The sequence below is a fragment of the Micrococcus terreus genome, assembly GCF_900116905.1.
In the GTDB taxonomy this organism is placed as follows: Bacteria; Actinomycetota; Actinomycetes; order Actinomycetales; family Micrococcaceae; genus Citricoccus; species Citricoccus terreus.
Genome location: NZ_FPCG01000006.1, coordinates 36,356 through 59,312, shown reverse-complemented (window position 1 = coordinate 59,312; position 22,957 = coordinate 36,356). Strand labels below are relative to the sequence as shown.

At 69.1% G+C, this 22,957-nt stretch carries 21 protein-coding genes and 1 riboswitch; of the genes, 13 read left to right on the top strand and 8 right to left on the bottom strand.

Annotated elements, in window-relative coordinates; translation table 11 throughout:
• Window positions 1-7 precede the first annotated feature (7 nt).
• Window positions 8-1,561, bottom strand: coding sequence for a glutamate-cysteine ligase family protein (locus BM355_RS08445; protein ID WP_091697238.1), 1,554 nt, complete (start codon window positions 1,559-1,561; stop codon window positions 8-10).
• A 147-nt stretch (window positions 1,562-1,708) separates the two neighbouring features.
• Here BM355_RS08445 and BM355_RS08440 point away from each other — a divergent pair, with 147 nt between their 5' ends.
• The 4 genes from BM355_RS08440 (at window position 1,709) to BM355_RS08425 (ending at window position 6,226) form a co-directional block, all read left to right on the top strand.
• Window positions 1,709-3,025, top strand: coding sequence for an extracellular solute-binding protein (locus BM355_RS08440; RefSeq protein WP_091697237.1), 1,317 nt, complete (start codon window positions 1,709-1,711; stop codon window positions 3,023-3,025).
• Window positions 3,022-3,975: a carbohydrate ABC transporter permease gene (locus tag BM355_RS08435; protein ID WP_091697235.1), complete on the top strand. Its 954-nt coding sequence runs from the start codon at window positions 3,022-3,024 to the stop codon at window positions 3,973-3,975. The genes BM355_RS08440 and BM355_RS08435 overlap by 4 nt, the downstream gene beginning before the upstream one ends.
• 98 nt (window positions 3,976-4,073) lie before the next feature.
• Entirely contained in the window at window positions 4,074-4,925 is an 852-nt protein-coding gene (locus BM355_RS08430; RefSeq protein ID WP_091697510.1) for a carbohydrate ABC transporter permease, read from the top strand.
• Between the two features lie 20 nt (window positions 4,926-4,945).
• Entirely contained in the window at window positions 4,946-6,226 is a 1,281-nt protein-coding gene (locus BM355_RS08425) for an ABC transporter ATP-binding protein (protein WP_091697232.1), read from the top strand.
• Window positions 6,227-6,305: 79 nt separating this feature from the next.
• Here BM355_RS08425 and BM355_RS08420 read toward each other — a convergent pair whose 3' ends face one another.
• Together BM355_RS08420 and purU are read right to left on the bottom strand one after the other, a co-directional pair.
• Window positions 6,306-6,827, bottom strand: coding sequence for a gamma carbonic anhydrase family protein (locus BM355_RS08420; protein ID WP_091697229.1), 522 nt, complete (start codon window positions 6,825-6,827; stop codon window positions 6,306-6,308).
• 79 nt (window positions 6,828-6,906) lie between these two features.
• Window positions 6,907-7,797, bottom strand: a complete 891-nt coding sequence (purU, locus tag BM355_RS08415; RefSeq protein ID WP_245760686.1) for a formyltetrahydrofolate deformylase — start codon at window positions 7,795-7,797, stop codon at window positions 6,907-6,909.
• Between the two features lie 184 nt (window positions 7,798-7,981).
• On the opposite strand from purU, the gene BM355_RS08410 reads away from it, so the two are divergent.
• Together BM355_RS08410 and BM355_RS08405 are read left to right on the top strand one after the other, a co-directional pair.
• Entirely contained in the window at window positions 7,982-8,704 is a 723-nt protein-coding gene (locus BM355_RS08410) for a TetR/AcrR family transcriptional regulator (RefSeq protein ID WP_091697226.1), read from the top strand.
• A gap of 122 nt (window positions 8,705-8,826) precedes the next feature.
• Window positions 8,827-9,531, top strand: coding sequence for a hypothetical protein (locus tag BM355_RS08405; protein WP_091697224.1), 705 nt, complete (start codon window positions 8,827-8,829; stop codon window positions 9,529-9,531).
• A gap of 101 nt (window positions 9,532-9,632) precedes the next feature.
• Here BM355_RS08405 and BM355_RS08400 read toward each other — a convergent pair whose 3' ends face one another.
• Together BM355_RS08400 and BM355_RS08395 are read right to left on the bottom strand one after the other, a co-directional pair.
• Window positions 9,633-11,138 (bottom strand): catalase, encoded by a 1,506-nt coding sequence (locus BM355_RS08400; RefSeq protein ID WP_091697221.1) that lies wholly within the window; start codon window positions 11,136-11,138, stop codon window positions 9,633-9,635.
• Between the two features lie 54 nt (window positions 11,139-11,192).
• Window positions 11,193-11,702, bottom strand: a complete 510-nt coding sequence (locus BM355_RS08395; protein WP_091697219.1) for a Fur family transcriptional regulator — start codon at window positions 11,700-11,702, stop codon at window positions 11,193-11,195.
• 113 nt (window positions 11,703-11,815) lie between these two features.
• A riboswitch (ZMP/ZTP riboswitch) is annotated at window positions 11,816-11,915 on the top strand.
• 81 nt (window positions 11,916-11,996) lie between these two features.
• Here BM355_RS08395 and glyA point away from each other — a divergent pair.
• The 4 genes from glyA (at window position 11,997) to BM355_RS08375 (ending at window position 17,122) form a co-directional block, all read left to right on the top strand.
• Window positions 11,997-13,256, top strand: a complete 1,260-nt coding sequence (gene glyA, locus BM355_RS08390) for a serine hydroxymethyltransferase (RefSeq protein WP_091697505.1) — start codon at window positions 11,997-11,999, stop codon at window positions 13,254-13,256.
• A 5-nt stretch (window positions 13,257-13,261) separates the two neighbouring features.
• Window positions 13,262-14,233 (top strand): bifunctional methylenetetrahydrofolate dehydrogenase/methenyltetrahydrofolate cyclohydrolase, encoded by a 972-nt coding sequence (locus tag BM355_RS08385; RefSeq protein WP_091697502.1) that lies wholly within the window; start codon window positions 13,262-13,264, stop codon window positions 14,231-14,233.
• Between the two features lie 113 nt (window positions 14,234-14,346).
• Complete coding sequence (locus tag BM355_RS08380) at window positions 14,347-15,348, top strand: ABC transporter ATP-binding protein (RefSeq protein WP_091697217.1); 1,002 nt, start codon at window positions 14,347-14,349, stop codon at window positions 15,346-15,348.
• On the top strand, window positions 15,341-17,122 hold the full coding sequence (locus tag BM355_RS08375; RefSeq protein ID WP_245760685.1) for an ABC transporter permease: 1,782 nt from the start codon (window positions 15,341-15,343) through the stop codon (window positions 17,120-17,122). Before BM355_RS08380 ends, BM355_RS08375 begins: the two co-directional genes overlap by 8 nt.
• A 110-nt stretch (window positions 17,123-17,232) precedes the next feature.
• Here BM355_RS08375 and BM355_RS08370 read toward each other — a convergent pair whose 3' ends face one another.
• Complete coding sequence (locus tag BM355_RS08370) at window positions 17,233-17,985, bottom strand: MFS transporter (RefSeq protein ID WP_091697215.1); 753 nt, start codon at window positions 17,983-17,985, stop codon at window positions 17,233-17,235.
• Here BM355_RS08370 and BM355_RS08365 point away from each other — a divergent pair.
• Window positions 17,957-18,559 (top strand): LysR substrate-binding domain-containing protein, encoded by a 603-nt coding sequence (locus BM355_RS08365; protein ID WP_143109454.1) that lies wholly within the window; start codon window positions 17,957-17,959, stop codon window positions 18,557-18,559. The two genes, BM355_RS08370 and BM355_RS08365, sit on opposite strands and share 29 nt — an antisense overlap.
• 1 nt (window position 18,560) lies before the next feature.
• Here BM355_RS08365 and BM355_RS08360 read toward each other — a convergent pair whose 3' ends face one another.
• The gene (locus tag BM355_RS08360) at window positions 18,561-20,087 is read right to left on the bottom strand and encodes an MFS transporter (RefSeq protein ID WP_091697211.1); all 1,527 of its coding nucleotides are present in this window, start codon (window positions 20,085-20,087) and stop codon (window positions 18,561-18,563) included.
• A complete protein-coding gene (locus tag BM355_RS08355; RefSeq protein WP_091697209.1) occupies window positions 20,087-21,340 on the bottom strand; it encodes an MFS transporter in 1,254 nt (417 codons plus the stop codon). The genes BM355_RS08360 and BM355_RS08355 overlap by 1 nt, the downstream gene beginning before the upstream one ends.
• A 74-nt stretch (window positions 21,341-21,414) precedes the next feature.
• Here BM355_RS08355 and BM355_RS08350 point away from each other — a divergent pair, with 74 nt between their 5' ends.
• Window positions 21,415-22,029 carry a hypothetical protein gene (locus BM355_RS08350; protein WP_091697206.1) on the top strand — a complete coding sequence of 205 codons (615 nt, stop codon included), beginning with the start codon at window positions 21,415-21,417 and terminating at the stop codon, window positions 22,027-22,029.
• An 82-nt stretch (window positions 22,030-22,111) separates the two neighbouring features.
• Window positions 22,112-22,957: an exodeoxyribonuclease III gene (locus tag BM355_RS08345; RefSeq protein WP_091697496.1), complete on the top strand. Its 846-nt coding sequence runs from the start codon at window positions 22,112-22,114 to the stop codon at window positions 22,955-22,957.

The window sequence follows — 22,957 nt, the reverse complement described above, 5'->3', positions numbered from 1 at the left end:
CCCGGGCTCAGCCGCGCGGCAGCAGCGCCCCGCCGTGGTGCACGGACCCGGAGTTCACACCCTCCACCGGCCAGGTGTGCACCGGCTCGTGGGTGGCCACGTTGCGCCGGTAGCGCGCGACCAGCTCGGCCAACGCCTCGGCACGCGGCATCCCGCCCTCCTCCAGCGCCTTCAGGGTCCGGCTGATCCACACGGCACCGGTCTGGCCGTTGCGGGTGCGCCCGGTGAGCACGTCCATGTACCGGTCGATCACCGCCGGATCCACCTCCAGCATCTCCAGGCCACGCCGTGCGCTGGGCAGCAGGTGCCGGTCCAGCAGCTCGGTCACGGGGATCTGGCCGAAGCCGGGCCAGTAGACCTCCGCGCGCAGTCCGTCCTGGGCGCAGGCATAGAAGGACTCCTGGGCGGTGGAGAAGGCCATCCGCTCCCACGGGCGCTCGTCGCCGTCCACCAGGTGGCGCACCAGCCCGAAGTAGAACGCGGCGTTGGCGATCATGTCGGTGAAGGTCGGTCCGGCGGGCAGGATCCGGTTCTCCACGCGGATGTTGGCCGGCCGGGCGGCGGACTCACCAGAGGGCGTGGACTCGGCGTCCTTGCCGGGGTCGAAGATCGGACGGTTCCAGCGGTACACGGTGCCGTTGTGCAGCATCAGCTCGGGCAGAGTGGGTGCGCCCGCGGCGGTCTGACGGGGGACATCGAAGGCCTCGGGGAGCAGGGACGGGAAGAAGGCCACGTTCTCCTCGAAGAGGTCCTCGATCCCGTCCACCCAGCGCTCCCCGAACCACACCCGCGGACGCACGCCCTGACGGGCCAACTCGGGGGAGCGGGTGTCGATCGCCTGCTGGAACACGGCGATCCGGGACTCGTCCCACAGCAGCGAACCCAGGAACAGCGGTGAGTTCGCGGCCAGTGCCAGCTGCGGTCCGGCCATGGCCTGGGAGGCGTTCCACACGGGGCCGAACCGCTCCCGGGTGACCTCCAGGTGCAGCTGCATCGAGGTGCAGGCGGACTCGGCGGCGATGTCCTGTGCGTAATAGGCCAGATGCTCGGGCCCGTCGATGTCGATCAGGATCTCCTCGCCGCGGGACTCCAGCACGGCCGTATTCAGGGCGGCGTAGCGGTTGCCTTCGCTGATCCATCCCTCCCCGGAGAGGTCCTCACCGCGCAGGGTCGGCAGAATCCCCACCGGCAGGATGCTCGCCCCCGCGCGTACGGCCCGCTCCTCGGCGCGCTCCAGCTGGGCTCGCAGGGAGGCCTCGAGTTCGGTCAGGCCGGTGCCGCGGATGGTCAGAGCGGGGTGGTTGAGCTCGATGGTGAACCGGCCCAGCTCGGTCTGGAAGGCGGGGTCATCGATCGCGGCCAGCACCTGTTCGTTGACCGGTGCCGCCAGCTGGTCATCCCCCACCAGGTTCAGCTCCAGCTCCAGGCCGATCCGGCCGGTGTCGGAGAGCTCACCGTCGGCGAGGTACTCCTTGAGCTCGTCCAGGGACGACTCCAGGCGTTCGCGGTACCGCGTGCGCTCGGACCGGGTGTACGTGGCGGACTCGACCTCTGCTCCCATGCCGTTCAGCCTAGCCGCGCACCACGCCGTCTCCTTGGGAAAACCGTCATCACGGGCATAGGCTCACGGGTGAAGGCTGTGACGGAGGCCACTGCAGTCCGTCGTCACCGCCCACCCCGAACGCACTGGAGCAGAGGGACCGCATCGATGAGAGAACCGCATCACAGGAGAGGTCGCCGCAGGCACACTCGCCGCGTCGCGGGCGTCGTCCTGACCGTGGGAGCACTGGCCCTGGCCGGCTGCGCGCCCGCCGAGGACACCCCCGTGCTGACCTGGTACACCAACCCGGACGACGGCGGTCAGGCTGCCATCGCCGAGGCCTGCACACAGGAGGCGGGTGGGGCCTACCGGATCGAGACCTCGCTGCTGCCCAATGAGGCCAGCGCCCAGCGCGAGCAGCTCACCCGCCGCCTCGCCGCGGGCGACACCTCCATGGACATCATGTCCCTGGATCCGCCGTTCATTCCGGAGCTGGCCGAGCCAGGATTCCTGGCCCCGGTTCCCGACGACGTCCAGCAGCAGGCCTCGGAGGGCACCTTGGAGGGCGCGCTGGCTGGGGCGACGTGGAAGGACACTCTCGTCACCGTCCCGTTCTGGGCCAACACCCAGCTGCTCTGGTACCGCAAGTCGGTGGTGGAGGAGGCCGGTCTGAACATGGACGAGCCCGTGACCTGGGAGCAGATCATCGAGGTGGCCCGCACCCAGGACAAGGAGCTGGGCGTCCAGGGCGCCCGCGCCGAGTCCATCACCGTGTGGCTCAACGCCCTGATCGAGTCCGCGGGTGGCCAGATCCTGGAGAACCCGGAGGCCCCGGCGGACGAGGTCAAGCTCGGTCTGGACACGGATGCAGGCCGGGCCGCCGCCGAGGTGATCGGCACCATCGGCAAGGAGCGTCTGGGCGGACCGGGTCTGCCCACGCAGGCCGAGAACGAGGCCATGCTGCTCTTCCAGGGGGACAAGGGCTCGTTCATGGTGAACTGGCCCTTCGTCTGGCCGGCCACCAACGCCTCCGTCGAGGAGGGGGCCCTGCCGGAGTCGCTCATCGAGGACATCGGCTGGACCACGTACCCACGGATGAACGCCGACGATCCGGCTGCACCGCCGCTGGGCGGGATCAACCTGGGAGTGGGTGCCAGCTCCGAGCACCACGAGCTGGCGTTCGACGCCATCCAGTGCATCACCACCCCGGAGCACCAGGCCGAGTACTTCGTGACCAACGGCAACCCGCCGGCCCATGAGGAGGCCTACGCGGACCCGCAGGTGGAGGAGGACTTCCCCATGGCCCCGGTGATCCGGGAGTCCCTGGACCTGGCCAAGCCCCGGCCTCAGACCCCGTACTACAACGAGGTCTCCACGGCCATCCAGCAGCGGTTCACTCCGCCCAGCGGCGTGGACCCGAACACCACTCCGGCGCAGACCGGACAGTTCATCACTGAAGTCCTTCGAGGGGAGGCTCTGCTGTGAGCACCACCGCCCCCGCCACACGCAGTCGGCGTGCCGACCGTCCGGTGAAGTCCGAGCGGACCAAGGCCCAGGCCCGGCTGGGCTGGCTGCTGGCCGGCCCGGCGTTCTTCATCATGGTCGCGGTCATCTTCTACCCGGTGGTCCAGGCCGTCTGGGACTCGCTGTTCAGCTACCGCCTGACCGCCCCGTCCGAACGCGAGTTCATCGGCCTGGGCAACTACGGCACCATCCTGACGGACCAGGTGTTCTGGAGCGCCCTGGGCGTCACCGCGCTGGTCACGGTCGTCACCGTCGCCGTGGAGCTGGTCCTGGGCTTCATCCTGGCGCTGATCATGCACAAGGCGATCAAGTCCACGCGCGGCCTGGTCCGCACGGCCATCCTGGTGCCGTACGGCATCATCACGGTGGTCTCGGCCTACGCCTGGTACTACATGTTCAGCATCGACTCCGGCTACATCAACAACTGGTTCGCCTGGCTGCCGGGCATCGACTCGGACCTGAACTGGTTCGCCCAGAGCCCCACGGCACTGATCGTGATCATGCTCTCGGAGATCTGGAAGACCACCCCGTTCATCTCCCTGCTGCTGCTGGCCGGTCTGGCCCAGGTCCCGGATGACCTGTCCGAGGCCGCGTCCGTGGACGGTGCCACCTGGTGGCAGCGCCTGACCCGGGTGATCCTGCCGAACATGAAGGCCGCCATCATGGTGGCCACCCTGTTCCGAGCCCTGGACGCGTTCCGCATCTTCGACTCGGTGTTCATCATGACCAACGGTGCGTACGGCACCGAGGTGCTCTCGCTGCTGGCGTACCGCACCTCGATCGGCCGGCTGGAGATCGGGCTGGGCTCGGCGGTCTCGGTGATCCTGTTCCTGTGCGTGGGCCTGATCGCCTTCGCCGCGGTGAAGATCTTCAAGGTCGACCTGGCCCGTGGACAAGGAGGCGCGAAATGAGCTCGAGCGTTCAGCAGCGCACCACCGGAGGGCCCGACGACGGCCGCACCGGTGGGCGTGCAGGTGCAGATCAGCTGACGGAGCAGGAGCGCGCCGGCATGGCGGCCCAGGCCAAGGCGAAGCGGCGCACCACCATCGGATGGTGGGTCATCACCCTCGTCGTGCTGGTGTGGTGCCTGTTCCCGGTGGCCTCCATCCTGGCCACCAGCTTCAAGACCCCGGGGGATCTCTCCAACGGGCAGTTCCTGCCCAGCCAGTGGTCCACCATCAACTACGAGGAGATCCTGGTCGGGGACTCCCGGGAGCTGTTCCTGACGGCCCTGTGGAACTCGGTGGGCATCTCGGTGATCGCCACCGCCATCGCCGTGGTGCTGGCCACTCTGTGTGCCTACGCCATCGCCCGCCTGGACTTCCCGGGCAAGAAGCTGGTGCTGACCGTCTCGTTGATGGTCTCCATGTTCCCGGTGATCTCCCTGGTGACCCCGCTGTTCAACATGTGGCGCACCATCGGGCTGTATGACACCTGGCCCGGCCTGATCATCCCGTACCTGTCATTGACCCTGCCGATCTCCATCTGGACCCTGGCGGCGTTCTTCCAGCAGATCCCGTGGGAGCTGGAGCAGGCGGCCCAGGTGGACGGGGCCACCCCGCTGCAGGCGTTCCGCAAGGTGATCGTCCCGCTGGCGTTGCCCGGAGTGTTCACCACCGCGATCATCGCGTTCTTCATCGCCTGGAACGACTTCGTCTACGGCATCTCGCTGACCTCCACCGAGGCGGCCAGACCGGTGCCGGCGGCGCTGGCGTTCTTCACCGGTGCATCCCAGTTCGAGTCGCCCACGGGCGCCATCTCCGCAGCGGCCATCATCGTCACCATCCCGGTGGTGCTGCTGGTCATGCTGTTCCAGAAGCAGATCGTCGCCGGCCTGACCTCGGGCGCGGTCAAGGGCTGAGGCCCGGAAAGGACATACCGATGGCCTCCATCACCCTGAACAACATCGTCAAGAAGTACGACGACGGCTTCCCCGCCGTCAACGACGTCTCCCTCGACATCGCCGACGGCGAGTTCGTGATCCTGGTGGGACCCTCCGGCTGCGGCAAGTCCACGCTGCTGCGCATGATCGTGGGCCTGGAGGACATCACCTCCGGCGAGCTGCAGATCGACGGCCAGCGCATGAACGAGGCGGCTCCCAAGGACCGCAACCTGGCCATGGTGTTCCAGAACTATGCGCTCTACCCGCACCTGACCGTGTACGAGAACATCGCGTTCCCGCTGCGGCTGGCCAAGGGCAAGGGCTCGGATCAGGAGATCGACGCCAAGGTCCAGCAGGCGGCCAAGCTGCTGGAGCTGCAGGAGCACCTGGACCGCAAGCCGGCCAACCTCTCCGGTGGGCAGCGCCAGCGCGTGGCCATGGGACGGGCGATCGTGCGGGAGGCGGACGCCTTCCTGTTCGATGAGCCGCTGTCCAACCTGGACGCCAAGCTGCGCGGACAGATGCGCGCGGAGATCGCCCAGCTGCAGCGCCGACTCGGCGTGACCAGCGTGTACGTCACCCATGATCAGACCGAGGCGATGACCCTGGGCGACCGGGTGGCCGTGCTGAAGAAGGGCGAGCTGCAGCAGGTGGCCAGCCCGCGTGAGCTCTACGAGCAGCCGATCAACCTGTTCGTGGCCGGATTCATCGGCTCCCCGTCCATGAACTTCCTGCCGGCCACCCTGAAGGAGGGAGCGAACGGCGCGGTGCTGTCCTCCCCGATCGGGGACATCCCCGTCCCGCCGGAGAAGGCCGAGGTGGCGCAGGGCAAGGAGCTGGTCCTGCTGGGACTGCGTCCGGAGTACTTCGAGGACGCCACGCTGGTGGATGAGCACAAGCTCTCCCGGGGCTCGGTCTTCACCGCCGAGCTCTCCCACCTGGAGTGGCTGGGCCACGAGCAGTACGGGTACATCGAGTTCGAGCCGGACGAGAAGGTCCGGGACCTGCTGGCCGGACTGGCCGCAGACATGGACGCCGATGAGCTGCGGCCCCAGGTGGTCACCACCCTCTCGGCCGAGTCCCGGGTCCGCCCGGGCCAGCCCACCGAGCTGTGGGTGGACACCTCCCGGATCCACATCTTCGATCCGGAGTCCGGGGAGAACCTGACCCGTGACGCCGAGGCCGGTGCCGAGCTGACCCGTCTGGCCGCCGAGGAGCGGGAACGGGAGATCGGCCTGGCCCAGGAGAAGGACGATCAGAAGGATGCCCAGCGCGTCTGACAGCCCGTCGGAGAACCAGACAGCTCGATGCCCCCGGGGTCCACCCGGGGTCATCGTGGCGTCGGCGTGAGGTGCGCGGTCAGTCGGCCAGGGCGGAGCGGTGCTTCTCGGCCAGCCGGACATAGGTGGCCGCACTGGTCTTCAGTCCCTCCAGCTCCTGTTCGGTCAGTTCCCGTCGCACCTTGGCGGGCACACCGGCCACCAGGGAGCCGGGCGGGATCACGGTGCCCTCCAGGACCAGGGCCCCCGCGGCCACCATGGAGTTCGCCCCCACCACGGCCCCGTTCATCACGGTGGCGGACATGCCGATCAGGCAGCCGTCCTCCACGGTGGCTCCGTGCACCACGGCGGAGTGGCCCACGGTGACGTCATCGCCCAGGGTGCAGGGGAAGCCGGCATCGGCGTGCAGCACCACGTTGTCCTGCAGGTTCGTGCGGTCGCCCACGCGGATGGGAGCGCTGTCACCGCGCGCGGAGACGCCGTAGAACGCGGAGGACTGCTCGCCCAGGGCGACGTCTCCGGACAGGGTGGCCGTGGGGGCCAGGAAAGCGGACTCGGCAGCCACCGGGGTGGCGCCGTCGATCGTGATCAGGTGTGCCATAGCCCCACTGTAGGCGGGGCGGACGCGCGGGGTAAGTGCCGTCGTCGGGAACTGCCGGTGATGCGGTGTGCTCCTCAGGTCAGTTGAAGACCACGGTGCGGTGACCGTCCAGCAGGACCCGGTGCTGGGCGTGCCAGCGCACCGCCCGGCACAGCGTGGCCCCCTCCACCTCCCTGCCGCGATTGACCAGGTCCTGGGTGGTCTGGGCGTGGGTGACGCGCTGGACCTCCTGCTCGATGATCGGACCCTCGTCCAGGTCGGCGGTGACGTAGTGCGCGGTGGCCCCGATCAGCTTCACCCCGCGGTCGTGGGCCTGGTGGTACGGGCGGGCGCCCTTGAAGGAGGGCAGGAAGGAGTGGTGGATGTTGATGGCCCGGCCCTCGAGCGAGCGGCAGAGGTCATCGGAGAGGACCTGCATGTAGCGGGCCAGCACCACCAGCTCGATCTCGTACTGCCGCACCAGGTCAATCAGCCGTTGTTCCGCCTGCTCCTTGGAGTTGATGGTCGAGTCCTTCACCACCGGGATGTGCACGAACGGGACCCCGTAGAAGGAGGCCATGGACTGCAGCTCCAGATGGTTGGAGACGATCACCGGGATCTCGATCGGCAGGGTCCCGGCACGCTGCTGGAAGAGCAGGTCGTTCAGGGTGCGGCCGTCCTTGGAGCACATCACCAGGGTGCGGGTGCGCCGGGTGGCCTCCCAGAGGCCCAGCTCCATGCCGAATCTCTCACGCACGGGGTCCAGCACGCTCTGCACCTGGTCCCGCGTGGCCGGACCGTGGAACTCCACCCGCATGAAGAAGGTGCCGGTGTCCGGTGAGTCGAACTGCTGGGACTCGGTGATGTCCGCCTCCACCTCCAGCAGGGCGCCGGTGACCGCGTGGACGATCCCCTTCTGGTTGGGGCAGGACAGGGTCAGGACCATGCCCTGGTCCGTGGCGGCAGTGGTGGGAGAGGACGGGGAGGACATGGCGGCCTTCCAGAGGTCGGAGGACAGGGGTCTCCCTCCAGTGTGCACCCATGGGGGCTCGGGGTCCGCTGTGTTCCATCAGTGCTTGCCCAGGCAGGAGAGATACGATGTACGGGCGTCGAACCGGCTGTGATTCGGCGCACACACCCCACACTCCACCCCACAGCAAGAGGAACCAGCACCCATGGATCCACAGAACTCGTCGTCGCCCCTGCGCGACTCCGCCTCCCAGAGGTCGACCGGACGCACGGCCCAGAAGGCCGCCACCCGGGCCGCGATCTCGGCTGCCGTGATCGATCTGCTGGAGGAGCGCGGCTTCGGCAACTTCACCGCCGAGGACGCCGCCACCGCCGCAGGGGTCTCCCGGCGGACCTTCTTCAACCACTTCGGCTCGGTGGAGGAGGCGTGCTACAGCTACACCTCGGATCTGATGGAGCAGCTCCATGAGCGCATGGTGCCCCTGATCCATCAGGGCATGACGTACCTGCAGGCGCACGAGATCGCCTCCCGGGACCTGCGCAGCACCGAGACGTTCCGGAATGTGGCCCGCAGTGCCCTGTCCTGGGAGCGCATGCGCCAGACGTCCTCCAATCCCCGGTACGCGCAGCTGACCTGGGACCGGGCGGTGAAGTCGGTCCAGCACATGCTGGCCGAACTGGAGCGTCCAGGGCTGGACGGAGACGTGGAGGCAGACCCCCAGGGGCAGGAGGAGCAGCGGATCTTCCTGGCCTCGTCCCTGGTGGCGGCCTGGGGCACGGCCTACCTGCGGTGGGCGGCCACCTGCGAGGGGGACACCGGCCCGGAGAGCATGCAGCAGCTGGAACGACTGGTCACGTTGGCCACCCGGCTGCTGATGCAGGGCAACACCTGGCCGGTGCCGCAGCCGGAGCTCCAGGCCAGCAGCTGACCGTCGGGGATCCTGCTCGGCGGCTGAGCGGCACGAGACGTGGAGGGTGCCCTGTGGCACAGTGTTCTCATCATGACGTCTCCGGCGCCGCGTCGGAGGCCTGAGAGCAAAGGACACCCCTCATGACCCAGGAACAGATCCTCTGGCTGGTCATCGGCCTGGTGGTGCTGATCGTGGTGATCGCGATCATCGCCGCGGTGGTCTCCCGCCGACGTCGGCAGCAGCGTGAGGCCGACCGCGCCTCCGCCGACCATCTGCGCCGTGACGCCGCGCGCCAGCATGACCGCCTCGCCGCTGAGGCCGAACAGGCAGAATCCGCGCGACTCGAGGCTGAAGCCGCAGAGGCGGACGCCCGGCGCCTGCGCGAGGAGGCTGAGCAGCGGGAGCGCGCCGCCCGGGAGTCCGGGCGGTCCCTGGACGAGCAGCTGCGCACTGCCGACCGGCTGGACCCGGAGGTGGAGACGGACCGGGACGGCCGCCGCAAGGACGGCACGGACCCGAAGCAGACCCTGACCGGCGCTGCGGCAGGAGTCGGCACCCAGGAGGCCCAGGACCGGCCCGACGACGGCCATGCCCCCGCGCACGAGGGCGCCGGCACGGATTCGTTCCGCCCGGTTCCCGATGAGACCGCTGAGGAGCATGCGCTGGTGGAGCGCCGGATGGCGGCGGACCCCTCTGCTGAGCCGAGCGAGTCGGTGGCGGCCTCCGCGGATCGGCCTGTGGGCAGCCACCAGGATGAGCGGTACGACGGCGAGCAGGTGGTGGACCCGGAGCTGGATCCGGAGTGGGACCGGTACGGGGACGGCACCCGTCCGCCGCGGGGCTGAGACCCGCCTCTCTCACCCCTCTCCAACGCAGTGACCCCATCCCCTCGACGCGAGGGGATGGGGTCACTGTGTGTCAGGCACCGGGGGCGGTGCCTCTCAGGTCACTGGTCGCGGTCCACGCCCATGCCCGGGGTGGTCGCGCCGTCGGCGTTGGCCTTCACCGCATCCTCGATGCGCTGACCGATGGTGGCGTCCACGTTCTTCCAGTACTGGAAGGCGGTGGACAGCACCGGCTCCTGAACGCCGTCCAGGGCGCCCGCGACGGTCTCGACGAACTGGTCGCGCTGGGCGTCGGTGAAGACCTCGCGCACCAGGGTGCCGGGCTGAGTGAAGTCATCGTCCTCAGCACGCAGGGTGTAGGCCTCACGGGTCAGGGCGCCGTCGGCCTCCCAGCCGTTGTCGACCGGGCCGGTCTCGTCCGACCAGGAGTCACCGAAGGAGTTCGGGGCGTACACGGTGCGGGCACCAGAGTGCTCGTACCACATGTTGCCCTCGAAGTTGTAGGTGTGCACCTCGTTGATCGGCTTGTTGACCGGCAGCTGCTGGAAGTTGGTGCCAATGCGGTAGCGCTGGGCATCCGCGTAGGCGAAGTTGCGGCCCAGCAGCATCTTGTCCGGGGAGTTGCCGGTGCCCGGAACCATGTTGGCCGGGGAGAAGGCAGCCTGCTCGATCTGAGCGAAGAAGTTCTCCGGATTGCGGTTCAGGGTCATGGTGCCGACCTTGTGCCGCGGGTAGTCCTTCTTGGACCAGATCTTGGTCAGGTCGAAGGGGTTGAAGCGGTAGGTCTTGGCGTCCTCGTACGGCATGATCTGGAAGTACAGATCCCACTTCGGGAAGTCGCCACGCTCGATGGCGTCACGCAGGTCGCGGCGGTGGTACTCGGCATCAGCACCGGCCAGGCGCTCGGCCTCTTCGTTGGAGAGGTTCTCCACGCCCTGCTGGGAGATGAAGTGCCACTTGACCCAGAAGCGCTCGCCCTCGGCGTTGACCAGGGAGTAGGTGTGCGAGCCGTAGCCGTTCATGGTCCGCCAGGACTTGGGCAGGCCGCGCTCACCCATCAGGTAGGTGACCTGGTGGGCGGACTCAGGGTTCTGGGTCCAGAAGTCCCACTGCATGGTGCCGTCGCGCAGGCCGGAGTCCGGCAGGCGCTTCTGCGAGCGGATGAAGTGCGGGAACTTCATGGGGTCGCGCACGAAGAACACCGGGGTGTTGTTGCCGACCAGGTCGAAGTTGCCCTCTTCGGTATAGAACTTCAGGGCGAAGCCGCGCACGTCGCGCCAGGTGTCGGGGGAGCCCAGCTCGCCAGCCACGGTGGAGAAGCGCAGCAGCAGGTCGGTGGTCTTGCCCTTCTGCAGGAAGTCAGCCTTGGTCCACTGCGAGACGTCCTCGGTGACCTCCAGCGTGCCGAAGGCGCCGGCGCCCTTGGCGTGCGGACGACGCTCGGGGACGTTCATCCGGTTGAAGTGTGCCAGGGTCTCGACCAGGTGATGGTCGTGCAGCACGATGGGGCCATCGGCGCCCACGGTCAGCGAGTTGCGGTCGCTGACGGCCGGGATGCCGGCCTGCGTGGTCGAACCGGTGGCGTGAGGAGTCTTCTTCTCCGTCATCTCATTCTCCTTCGATGGGGAACTGCTCGGTGGTGGATGGGGTGTGGTGCCGGGTCAGCCGCGAACGGCCGTCCCGGAGTCGGTGGGGGTCTGGGCCGACGAGGTGCCGGAGGCACAGTCGGCGCAGATGCCCTGGTAGATGACATCGGCGACCTGGATGGTCATGCCGTGGTCGTCGGCGGGGGTCAGGCACGGGGTGTGCCCCACGGCGCAGGCCACGTCCTCGATCCGGCCGCACTCGGTGCAGACCGCGTGGTGGTGGTTGTCCGAGACGCCGCCGGGCTGGGTCTCATAGCGTGCCGGCTGGCCGGACAGGTCCAGGCGCCGCAGCAGCCCGGCCGAGGTCAGCGAGTTCAGCACGGTGTAGACCGACTGCACGGTGATCTCCGGCAGCTGACCACGGACCTGCGCGAGCACGTCCTCGGCCGTGGTGTGCGGTGCAGTGTGCAGGGCCTCCAGCACCGCCAGGCGCTGCTTGGTCACCCGCAGTCCGGCCGCGCGCAGCCGAGTGGCCCACACCAGGGGTGCAGGCGTCGAAGCGGGGTCGGATGTGATCGGTGTCATCGATCCTCACTATGCCACAGTTTTGAGTGACTCAAAACAAAGCAGCGTCGGTGCGCGGTGAACAGTCCGTGAACACCCCACAGCAGACCCGCGCAGGCCACGCGGCTAGGATGAGACCTGGTCGCGACTGGCGAGGGTGGGCCACCACCGGGGAGCGGCCGACCGTGGGTGGACCACGGTGGGGCGACTGGACCGACCGCCTGGGTCCGGACGCCGGCAGATGCACACGAGCCACGTCCTTCGACCCCGACCCAGGAGCACTTCGTGACCCAGCAGAACCCCACGTCCGCCCTCATGTCCCAGCCGCTCTCGGAGGTGGACCCGGAGATCGCCGCGGCCCTGTCCGACGAGCTCGGTCGCCAGCGCGACACCCTGGAGATGATCGCCTCGGAGAACTTCGTCCCGCGGGCCATCCTGCAGACCCAGGGCTCGGTGCTGACCAACAAGTATGCGGAGGGCTACCCGGGGCGCCGCTACTACGGCGGCTGCGAGTTCGTGGACGTGGCCGAGAACCTTGCCATCCAGCGCGCCAAGGACCTCTTCGGCGCCGAGCACGCCAATGTCCAGCCGCACGCCGGCGCCCAGGCCAACGTGGCCGTGATGCAGGCGCTGATGAACCACGGTGACACCCTGATGGGCCTGTCCCTGGCCCACGGCGGACACCTCACCCACGGCATGAAGCTGAACTTCTCCGGCAAGAACTACCGGATCGCCGCCTATGAGGTGGACCCGGACACCTACCGCGTGGACATGGACAAGGTCCGTGAGCAGGCCCTCGCCGAGAAGCCGGCCGTGATCGTGGCCGGCTGGTCCGCCTACCCGCGCCAGCTGGACTTCGCCGCCTTCCGCGAGATCGCCGACGAGGTCGGGGCCAAGCTGTGGGTGGACATGGCGCACTTCGCCGGGCTCGTCGCCGCTGGCCTGCACCCCAACCCGGTCCCGCATGCGGACGTGGTCTCCTCCACTGTGCACAAGACCCTCTCCGGTCCGCGCTCGGGCTTCATCCTCACCACCGAGGAGTACAGGAAAAAGATCGACTCCGCTGTCTTCCCGGGTCAGCAGGGTGGACCGCTGATGCACGCCATCGCCGGGAAGGCTGTGGCCTTCAAGATCGCCGCGGGCCAGGAGTTCGCCGAGCGTCAGCAGCGCACCATCCAGGGCGCCCAGCTGCTGGCCGAGCGCCTGACCGCCGCGGACGTCGCCGAACATGGCGTCTCCGTGCTGACCGGCGGCACCGATGTGCACCTGGTCCTGGTGGACCTGCGCGACTCCCAGCTGGACGGCCGCCAGGCCGAGGACCTGCTGCACGAGGTGGGCATCACCGTGAACCGCAACTCTGTGCCATGGGATCCCCGCCCGCCCATGACCACCTCCGGCCTGCGCATCGGCACCCCGGCCCTGGCCACGCGCGGCTTCGGCGAGACCGAGTTCCGCGAGGTCGCCGAGATCATCGCCTCCGCCCTGAAGCCCTCCCCGGACGTGGAAGCCCTGCAGGCACGGGTGAAGAAGCTCGCCGCGGACTTCCCGCTCTACGGCGGCCTGGAGCAGTGGTGACCCCCATGGCGGACCAGCACGGCACCAGCACAGCCAGCACGACGACGGCCGGCACCTCCCAGCAGGAGGCCGGCTCCGGTGCCCGCCGCCTGGATGGCAAAGCCACGGCCGCGGCCATCAAGAAGGATCTGGCCCAGCGCGTGAGCGTGCTGGCCGAGCAGGGGATCGTGCCCGGCCTGGGCACCGTCCTGGTGGGGGAGGACCCCGGCTCGAAGTCCTATGTGGCCGGCAAGCACCGGGACTGTGCGGAGGTGGGCATCGCCTCCATCCAGCGCGAGCTGCCGGACAGCGTCTCCGAACAGGAGCTGCTGGCCGTCCTGGACGAGCTGAACAACGATCCTGCCTGCACCGGGTACATCGTCCAGCTGCCGCTGCCGAAGCACATCGACACCCAGCGCGTGCTGGAGGCGATCGACCCGGCCAAGGACGCCGACGGACTGCATCCCATGAACCTGGGGCGCCTGGTCTCCTCGGTGTCCGGGGATCTGGACTCGCCGCTGCCGTGCACGCCCAAGGGCTGCGTGGAGCTGCTGCGCCACTACGGCATCGATCTCTCCGGCAAGCACGTGCTGGTGATCGGCCGCGGCGTGACCATCGGCCGTCCCGCCGGACTGGTGCTGACCCGCAAGGACGTCAACGCCACCGTCACCCTGGCCCACACCGGAACCGCCGACCTGAACGCGGAACTGGCCCGGGCCGACGTCGTGATCGCGGCTGCTGGTGTGGCACACATGGTGACCAAGGAGCACGTCAAGCCCGGCGTGATCGTGCTGGACGTGGGCGTCTCCCGGGTGACCGGCGAGGACGGGAAGTCCCGGATCGTGGGCGATGTGGACCCGGCCGTGGCCGAGGTGGCCTCCTGGATGGCCCCGAACCCCGGCGGCGTGGGCCCGATGACCCGCGTGATGCTGGTGGCCAACGTGGTGGAGGCCGCCGAGCGCCAGGCCGAGGACTGGGCCGCGCACGACCGCGTCTGAACCGCGCGTCTGACCCCACCGAACGGCGGCCGGTCCCGGACAGGGGGCCGGCCGCCGTCGTCAGCGGCCGCAGGCTGTCCTGTCCCGTCTGTGACGGCGGTTACGCTGTTCCGGTGCACACTCCTTCAGTCCACCTCTCATCCACAGCTCGGCCGGCTGGCCAGACCCCGGTCATCTCCGCGCGCGGACTGACCAAGCGCTACGGCGATTTCGAGGCGGTGCGCGGCATCGACTTCGAGGTCCCGCCCGGCGAAGCCTTCGGGCTGCTGGGACCCAACGGCGCCGGCAAGTCCACCACCATGCGAATGATCGGCGGGGTCTCCCAGCGCACCGCGGGGGAGCTGCGGATCATGGGGCTGGACCCGGAGACCCACGGGCCAGAGGTCCGGGCGCGCCTGGGTGTGGTGCCTCAGCAGGACAACCTGGACGAGGAGCTCACCGTCCGGGACAACCTGATGGTCTACGGCCGCTACTTCGGCCTGCCCCGGTCCTATCTGCGCCCCAAAGCCCAGCAGCTGCTGGAGTTCGCCCAGCTCACCGAGAAGGCCGACGCCCAGGTGGAGGGCCTCTCCGGGGGCATGAAGCGCCGACTGGTGATCGCTCGGTCCCTGGTCAACGAGCCCCAGGTGCTGCTGCTGGACGAGCCCACCACCGGCCTGGACCCGCAGGCCCGCCACATCCTCTGGGACCGGCTGTTCCGGCTCAAGGAACAGGGCACCACGCTGATCCTGACCACGCACTACATGGATGAGGCCGAGCAGCTCTGCGACCGGCTGATCGTGGTGGACCAGGGCCAGATCATGGCCGAGGGCTCCCCGGCGCAGCTGATCCGTGAGCACTCCTCCCGCGAGGTGGTCGAACTGCGCTTCGGCACCGAGCGCAACGCCCAGGTGGCCGCCGAACTCGAGGCGCTGCGCGGATCCGAGCGGCTGCCTGCCTCCCTGGTGGACCGCGTGGAGCCGCTGCCGGACCGTGTCCTGCTCTACACCCCGAGCGGCGAGGACGTGCTCACTGCGGTCTCCGCCCTGGGTCACCATCCCATCACCTCCCTGGTGCGCCGCTCCTCCCTGGAGGACGTCTTCCTCACGCTGACGGGCAGGTCCCTCATTGACTGAGCGCCTGCTGGTCCCCTTGACGCCCGACGCCTCGGCGGCCCGCGCCCGGACGTGGGGCTGGTGGTACTACGCCGAACACTTCCTGCTGCAGATGCGCCGGTACGGCTCGGTGATCGTGGTCTCGGCCATCGGCGAGCCGCTGATCTATCTGTTGGCCATGGGCCTGGGTCTGGCGGCGGTGATCGACGGCGGCCAGTCCACCGTGGACGGCGTCTCCTACATCGTGTTCCTGGCCCCCGCGCTGCTGGCCTCGTCCGCGCTGATGACCGCCGCCACCGAGTTCACCTACCCGGTGATGGGCGGCTTCAAGTGGCAGCGGGTCTACTTCGGACCGCAGGCCGGACCCATGCAGCCCTGGCAGATCGCCGCCGGCCAGGTGGCGGCCGTGGCCCTGCGGTTCCTGGCCCAGTCGGTGCTGTTCTACGTGGTCATGCTGTTCTTCGGGGTGGCACCGAGTCCCTGGGCGTGGCTGCAGATCATCTCGGCGGTGCTGGGCGGTCTGGCGGTCGGGCTGCCGCTGATGGCCTACGCCAGCTCCATCACCCAGGACAAGGGCCAGTTCGCCCTGGTCCAGCGGTTCATCATCATGCCGCTGTTCCTGTTCTCCGGCACGTTCTACCCGCTGACCAACCTGCCGGTGGCCCTGCAGTGGATCGGCTGGATCTCACCCCAGTGGCACGCCGCCCAATTGGGCCGCATCGCCAGCTATGGCATGCAGGAGCCCTGGACCCTGACCGTCCTGCGGGTGCTGTATCTGGTGGCACTGGCGGTGCTGGGTTGGTGGCTGGTCTGGCGCCAGTTCACGCTGCGCCTGGGCTGGATCCAGGGCACCCCGGACCGGGACGCTCGCGTGGTGACCCCCCGCGCAGGCTGGAAGCGCACCCGAGGCGCCGGCCGTCGTCGGGAAGGGACTGAGCCGGAACCCGCCACCCGGCCGCAGGGCCGGATCTCCGAGCCGATCCCGCCGATGCCGCAGATCACCGTGCGCACCGGTCCGTTCGCCGGGATGTACGCGGGCAACATCCGGGCCGTGCTGGAGCGCGGCTTCCTGGCGCTGAAGACCAACAACTGGGCGGTCTTCGCCTCCGGGTTCGTCGAACCGGTGCTCTACCTGCTCTCCATGGGGATCGGGCTGGGCGCGATGATCGGCGCCGTGGAAGGACCGGCCGGGCCGATGTCCTACCCGGCGTTCATCGCTCCGGCGCTGCTGGCGGTCTCGGCCATGAACGGTGCCATCTACGACTCCACCTGGAACGTGTTCTTCAAGATGCGCCACTCCAAGATCTACCGGATCATGCTCAACACCTCCATGGGTCCCATGGACGTGGCCCTGGGGGAGATCGGCATGGCCCTGTTCCGCGGCGCCGTGTACTCCACCGGGTTCCTGGCGATCATGGCGGTCATGGGGCACCTGACCAGCCCGTGGGCGCTGCTGATGCTGCCCGCCGCGGTCCTGATCGCGTTCGCCTTCGCCTCCGTGGGCATGGCGATCACCAGCTACATGACCAAGTTCCAGCAGATGGACTGGATCATGGTGGTGCTGATGCCCATGTTCCTGTTCTCGGCCACGTTCTTCCCGCTGAGCGTCTACCCGGAGCAGATCCAGTGGGTCATCCAGGCCCTGCCGCTCTGGCACGGTGTGGAGCTGCTGCGTCAGCTCTCGGTGGGCGTCTTCACCGCCGGGACCCTGGTGCACGTGCTGTACTTCGTGGTCATGGTGATCGGCGGCATGGCCTTCGCCTCGGCCCGGCTCAAGGCGCTCTTCCTGCGCTGAGCGCTCCCGGGTCCCGACGACGTCCGGTCCACACACGCAGAACGGGTCGCCTCCTGGTGGGGAGACGACCCGTTCTGCGGTGCCCGGCAGGGCTGTTGATCAGAGGAGCGTCAGCGCCGTCTGGCCGGGGTGGTGTCGTAGGCGGCCGGGACGTCGCGGTGGTCGAGGACCGTGGTCCCCACCTCCTGCTCGGCCTGGTTGTTGATGGACAGGTCCATGCCGCGGCGGTCCCGGAACAGGCTGACCGCGATGAACGCCACCACGGACATGCCCATCAGGTACAGCGAGATGGCCGTGGTCCCTCCGGTGGCCTGCAGCAGGGCCTGGGCGATCATCGGGGAGAACGCCCCGCCCAGGATGGCACCCAGGGCGTAGGCGATCGAGACGCCGGAGAAGCGCACATCGGCCGGGAAGACCTCGGAATACATGGCCGCCTGCGGGCCGTAGGTCAGTCCCAGGCCCACGGCGAAGATGGCCAGGGAGAGGTAGATCAGGCCCAGCGAGCCGGTGTTGATCATCCAGAACAGCGGCAGGCCCATGGCCAGCAGCCAGATGTAGCCGATCTGGTAGGTCCGGGGACGGCCGATCCGGTCCGAGAGGGCGCCGGCCACCACCGTGAAGATCATCCAGACCACGGCGGCCATGGACACAGCCAGCAGCACGTCGGTGCGGGGCATGTTCAGCTGGGTCGGGTCGGTGGTGTAGGACAGGACGAAGCCGCCGGTGATCATGTAGCCGTTGGCGTTGTTGCCCACGAACACCAGGGCGGCCAGGAGCACCAGCAGCCAGTGGCGGCGGAACAGGACCTTGGTGGGTGCGGACTGCTGCTCCTTCTTGGCCCCCACCCTCCTGGTGGAGATCATGGCGGCCTTCCACGAGGCCCACCCGCGGGTGGACCTGGACTTCGTGGCCGGCTCGCAGGACGAGATCTGCGCGCAGGTGCTCCAGGGCCGCCTGGACCTGGCCGTCACCTATGACCTCGCTCTGCCTCCGGGGCTGCAGGTGACCAGTCTGAATGCGGCACGCCCTCTGCTGGTCCTGCCGGCCGACCATCGGCTGGCCGACCAAGAACAGGTCCGGCTCGCCGAGGTGATCGAGGAGCCGATGATCGTCCTGGACATCTCGCCCAGCCGGGAGAACACCGCGCGGATCTTCCGCGACGCCGGGCTGCAGCCCCACGTGGCCTTCCGGACCTCGGACTTCGAGGTCACCCGGTCCCTGGTGGCCAAGGGACTGGGGTACGCCATCCTGGTCCAACGCCCCGCAGGGGACCTCTCCTACGGCGGGGAGCCGCTCGCGGTGAAGTCGTCGGGGGAGGACGTCGCACCCCTGGGGGTGATCATGGTCCGCAATCCGCAGCTGCGTCCGTCCACCGCCGCCACGGCGCTGGCAGCGGTGGTGGACCGGGTGGCCCGTCAGGACCTCTGGCCCGGCTGAGTCAGTGGGCCCCGGGCCCGGCGAGCGAGAGCGAACCGCCACGGCGTCGGCGCAGCAGGTCGATCACGGCCAGCACCGCCATCACGCCCCAGAACGCTCCCACCACCACCATCGCCACGCCGGCGGCCTGCCCGTGGGCCAGAGCGGTGTCCTCGGGGACGGGCGGGGTCATGCCGGGAACCGCCTCGGGGGAGAGGGCGGCGAAGTACGCACCGGTGACCGCGGCCAGCCCCACGGCGGTGAGCACGCGCTGGGCGGTCTGAGAGATCCCTCCCGCCGCTCCGGCTGACTGCGCCGGGACGTCATGCATGGTGATCACCTGGGTGCTGGTCAGCAGGAATGCCTGGACCACACCCAGCAGGCCGAGCGAGGCCGCCAGCGTCCAGTACGGCCATGCGCCGGCGGAGATCTGGTGGAAGCTCACCGCCGCCAGGACCAGCGAGACCAGGGAGAATCCGGCGCCGACCACCACGAACACCGGCCCGTGGCGGTGCACCTTGGACCCCACGATCGGCGAGAGCACGGCCACCAGCACGGCGGAGGGCAGCGTGGTCAGACCTGCGGCCAGGGGAGACAGGCCCAGTCCCTGTTGGGTGAAGATCGCCTGCACGGCCCACACGCCGGGCATGGTGGCCAGGAATGCCCCGGCCTCCAGGGTGCCGAAGGTGAAGGAGGGGATGCGGAACAGGCGAGGGTCCACCATCGGCTGGTGGGCGGGGTCTGCGCTGCCTGCCAGGCGGGACTCCCACCACCACCACAGGGCCAGGATCACGACGGCGGCCCCCATCAGATACCAGGTCCCCGGCACCATGAAGGGGAGCATCAGGCAGACGACGCCGGCAGCCAGCAGCAGGGCTCCCATCGGATCCAGCGCGGTCAGTGATCGCGGTGTCACCTCGGCGGACTGGTCGCGGACCGGTCTGCGCAGCCAGCGCCAGGCCATGAACGCGGCGAGCAGCCCGATCGGCACATTGATCAGGAACGTCCACCGCCAGCCCCACTCGGGGCCGAACGTCTGGATCACCACACCGCCCATCAGCGGTCCCACGGCCACGCCGAGGCCGATCACCGTGCCGAACATGCCGTAGGCCCGTCCGCGCGCCGGTCCGTGGAAGACGGTCTGGATGATCCCGATGATCTGGGGGTTGAGCAGCCCGGAGCCGATGCCGGTCAGCAGCCGGGCCAGATTCAGCATCAGGGGGGAGACCGCCAGGCCGGAGGCCAGAGCGCCCAGGGTGAAGACCAGGATGCCGGCGATGAAGAACGTCTTGCGTCCCCACAGGTCACCCGCTCGCCCCGCGGCCACCAGGACCACGCCGAAGGCCAGGGTGTAGCCGGCCAGCACCCACTGCAGGTCCGCTGAGCTGGCGCCCAGTCCCTCCTCGATGGCGGGCAGGGCCACATTGACGGTGCTCACACTCATCAGGGACAGGAACAGGGGGACCAGCAGAACGGTCATGATCCGCAGCCAGCCCTCCGGCATGGGCGGCCTGGTGGGCTGCCCGGTGGGGGTACGTGGCGGGGTCATCACTTCTCCGGATTCGTCTCAGGGGGCGCAGGGGTGTCGGGTCGGCGCAGCTGCCGCCCCTGCACCAGCCAGTACACGGGCAGCAACATGACCATGAATGCAGCCAGCAGCAGGTACATCGGGCCCACGCCCAACCACTGCGCGAGCACCCCCGCCAGGATAGGCCCCAGCCCCATGCCGACGTCGATCCCCAGGAAGTAGGTGGCCGCCCCCATCCCCGCGCGGGCCGGGGGCACCTGGATCACCGAGATGGTCTGTCCCGCTGACTGCAGCTGACCGTATCCCAGAGCCACCAGGACCGCCGAAGCCAGCAGCACCGGCCAGGACTGCGCCACGGAGAGCAGGGCCAGGGCCACGGCGAAGAGCACGAATCCCGGGACCATCACCACGTTCGGCCCGGTCCGGTCCATCAGTCGTCCGGTGAAGAGCCGCGTGATCAGCACGGCACCGGCGTAGACCAGGAAGAAGGCGCTCGCCGCCGCTCCGAACCCTCGTTCGGCGGCCAGCTGGGCCAGGAAGGTGACGATCGCGGCGTAGCCGATCGAGTAGAGCGTGCCCATCACGGCGCTGGGCAGGGCCCCGGGCTCCACGAACCGGGCCCAGCCTGGGCGGTGGACCTCCTGAGACGAGCAAGGTCCCACGGGCCCTCCCGACGACGGCTCGGTCGCCTGCCGCAGGCGGCTCACCGGAGGCAGGAGGACGGCCACGGCCAGTCCTGCCGCTGAGACGACGGACGCGGTCACGGCGATCGGACCGAAGCCGGCGTCGGACCCGGCCAGTGCCAGACCCACCACCGGCCCGGCGGCCACACCGATCAGCGTGGACGAGGAGTAGTGCGTGGTGCCCTCGGCCATGCGGGTGCGCGGAATCCGGGACACGGCGGCCCCGGCGATCACGGTGGAGCCCACGCCGAAGGTCAGTCCGTGCAGGGTGCGCACCACCAGCAGCATCCACACCGCACCCGAGGCCCAGTAGAGCAGCGGCGCCACCACGAAGGCCGCGAAGGCGATCAGCAGCAGCACGCGCGGACCGAATCGTTCGATCAGCGGGCCGGCGAGGAGTCTGGCGACCACGGTGCCGATGATGAACACCGCCGCAGCGGCGCCGCCCACGGCGTCTCCCACGGTGAAGCGCGCCACCACGTATCCGGCCACCGTGGACAGGAGCAGGTGGACGTTGAAGAACATCAGGACATTGGCCAGGCAGGCCAGCACATACCCGCGCGTCCACAGCGGCGCAGGTGATTCGGGCATGCAGACAGGATAGGCGCGGCAGGGGACCGCTCCCCGAATAGGTCAGTCCGTGCCGATGCGGGATAATCGGTGCCATGCAGTCAGTGGAAAGCGGATCCTCAGCACAGTCCTCCCCGTCCTCGTCTCGTCAGGGGCTGAACTGGACGATGAAGGGCGGTGGCATCACCTTCGGCGTCATGGTCCTGGTGCTGATCGTGGCCCTGCTCTTCGCCGCGAACCAGAACGACGTCATCGGCTGGCTGCTGGTGATCATCTCCGGCGGCTGGTTGCTGCTGGCCGTGGCCGTGGTGCTCGGCGTGCGCCGTGGCGCCCAGTCGGTGTCCAAGCAGGTCAAGAACATGACCGCCTCGATGGCCCCGCGCACCGAGGTCCAGGGCCAGTCCGCCCCGGCCGTGGACCCCATGCGGGACACCAAGCTGGACCACTCCTTCAAGATCGTCCAGGTCCAGACCCGCGTGATCCAGGAGGAGCTGGCCCAGGGTGCCGCCGCGGACCAGGACATGGTCGGCCGGGCACTGGAGACCATCGAGATCACCGCGGGCAACGCCCGGGACATGATCAAGGCCTCCCAGCACGGCTCGCAGCAGGACTCCACAGCACGTCCCGACGACGCCGCCTCCTCCCAGCGGCCCCGCGGCTCCCGCGCCGCTCAGGACGAGGGACCCATCCAGGGCGAGGTCATCAACTGACTGAACTACCCTGGAGAGCGTGACCTCGAAGCCCTCCACCCCAGTGACCGCCGCCCCCACCGATCAGGCCCCGGCCGCCGTCGTGCATGCCAACGCCCACGCCCCCAAGGAACCGGGCGCGCTGCGCGTGGCCACGGTGAACGTCAACGGGATCCGGGCCGCGCACCGCAAGGGCATGCCGGCCTGGTTCGCCGGACGCGGCGTGGACGTGCTGACCCTGCAGGAGGTCCGTGCCCCGAGCGACATCCTGGAGACCATGCTCGAGGACATCACCGGGCAGGACTGGCACGTGCATGACGCCGTGGCCGCCGCCAAGGGCCGCGCCGGCGTGGCGGTGGCCACCCTCGCCGAGCACGGGGAGCGGCGCAGCGGGATCGGGGACGAGTACTTCGACGATGCCGGCCGTTGGGTCGAGGTGGACCTGCCCACCCCGGACGGCAAGACCCTGACCGTGGTCTCGGCCTACGTGCACTCCGGCGAGGTGGACACCCCCAAGCAGGTGGACAAGTACCGGTTCCTGGACCAGATGGTCCTGCGGCTGCAGCAGCTGCGCCAGGAGAAGGACTACGCCCTGGTGACCGGTGACCTGAACGTGGGACACACCGAGCGGGACATCAAGAACTGGAAGGGCAACGTCAAGAAGGCCGGCTTCCTGCCGGAGGAGCGTGCGTACTTCGACCGCTTCTTCGGCGAGGAGATCGGCTGGAAGGACGTGGCCCGGGAACTGGCCGGAGACGTGGACGGGCCTTACACCTGGTGGTCCTGGCGCGGGCAGGCCTATGACAAGGACACCGGCTGGCGCATCGACTACCAGATGGCCACCCCCGAGCTGGCCGCCAAGGCCACCCAGGCCGTGGTGGACCGCGCTCCCAGCTGGGACACCCGCTTCTCCGACCACGCACCGCTGGTGGTCGACTACCAGTTCTGA

Excerpts from the sequence above, each read along its gene's own strand:
- BM355_RS08400 (WP_091697221.1), bottom strand. The coding sequence starts at position 11,138 with ATGACGGAGAAGAAGACTCCTCACGCCACCGGTTCGACCACGCAGGCC.
- BM355_RS08420 (WP_091697229.1), bottom strand. The coding sequence starts at position 6,827 with ATGGCACACCTGATCACGATCGACGGCGCCACCCCGGTGGCTGCCGAG.
- BM355_RS08440 (WP_091697237.1), top strand. The coding sequence starts at position 1,709 with ATGAGAGAACCGCATCACAGGAGAGGTCGCCGCAGGCACACTCGCCGC.
- BM355_RS08405 (WP_091697224.1), top strand. The coding sequence starts at position 8,827 with ATGACCCAGGAACAGATCCTCTGGCTGGTCATCGGCCTGGTGGTGCTG.
- glyA (WP_091697505.1), top strand. The coding sequence starts at position 11,997 with ATGTCCCAGCCGCTCTCGGAGGTGGACCCGGAGATCGCCGCGGCCCTG.
- BM355_RS08430 (WP_091697510.1), top strand. The coding sequence starts at position 4,074 with ATGGCGGCCCAGGCCAAGGCGAAGCGGCGCACCACCATCGGATGGTGG.
- BM355_RS08370 (WP_091697215.1), bottom strand. The coding sequence starts at position 17,985 with ATGATCTCCACCAGGAGGGTGGGGGCCAAGAAGGAGCAGCAGTCCGCA.
- BM355_RS08410 (WP_091697226.1), top strand. The coding sequence starts at position 7,982 with ATGGATCCACAGAACTCGTCGTCGCCCCTGCGCGACTCCGCCTCCCAG.
- purU (WP_245760686.1), bottom strand. The coding sequence starts at position 7,797 with ATGTCCTCCCCGTCCTCTCCCACCACTGCCGCCACGGACCAGGGCATG.
- BM355_RS08395 (WP_091697219.1), bottom strand. The coding sequence starts at position 11,702 with ATGACACCGATCACATCCGACCCCGCTTCGACGCCTGCACCCCTGGTG.
- BM355_RS08425 (WP_091697232.1), top strand. The coding sequence starts at position 4,946 with ATGGCCTCCATCACCCTGAACAACATCGTCAAGAAGTACGACGACGGC.
- BM355_RS08360 (WP_091697211.1), bottom strand. The coding sequence starts at position 20,087 with ATGACCCCGCCACGTACCCCCACCGGGCAGCCCACCAGGCCGCCCATG.
- BM355_RS08385 (WP_091697502.1), top strand. The coding sequence starts at position 13,262 with ATGGCGGACCAGCACGGCACCAGCACAGCCAGCACGACGACGGCCGGC.
- BM355_RS08445 (WP_091697238.1), bottom strand. The coding sequence starts at position 1,561 with ATGGGAGCAGAGGTCGAGTCCGCCACGTACACCCGGTCCGAGCGCACG.
- BM355_RS08355 (WP_091697209.1), bottom strand. The coding sequence starts at position 21,340 with ATGCCCGAATCACCTGCGCCGCTGTGGACGCGCGGGTATGTGCTGGCC.
- BM355_RS08350 (WP_091697206.1), top strand. The coding sequence starts at position 21,415 with ATGCAGTCAGTGGAAAGCGGATCCTCAGCACAGTCCTCCCCGTCCTCG.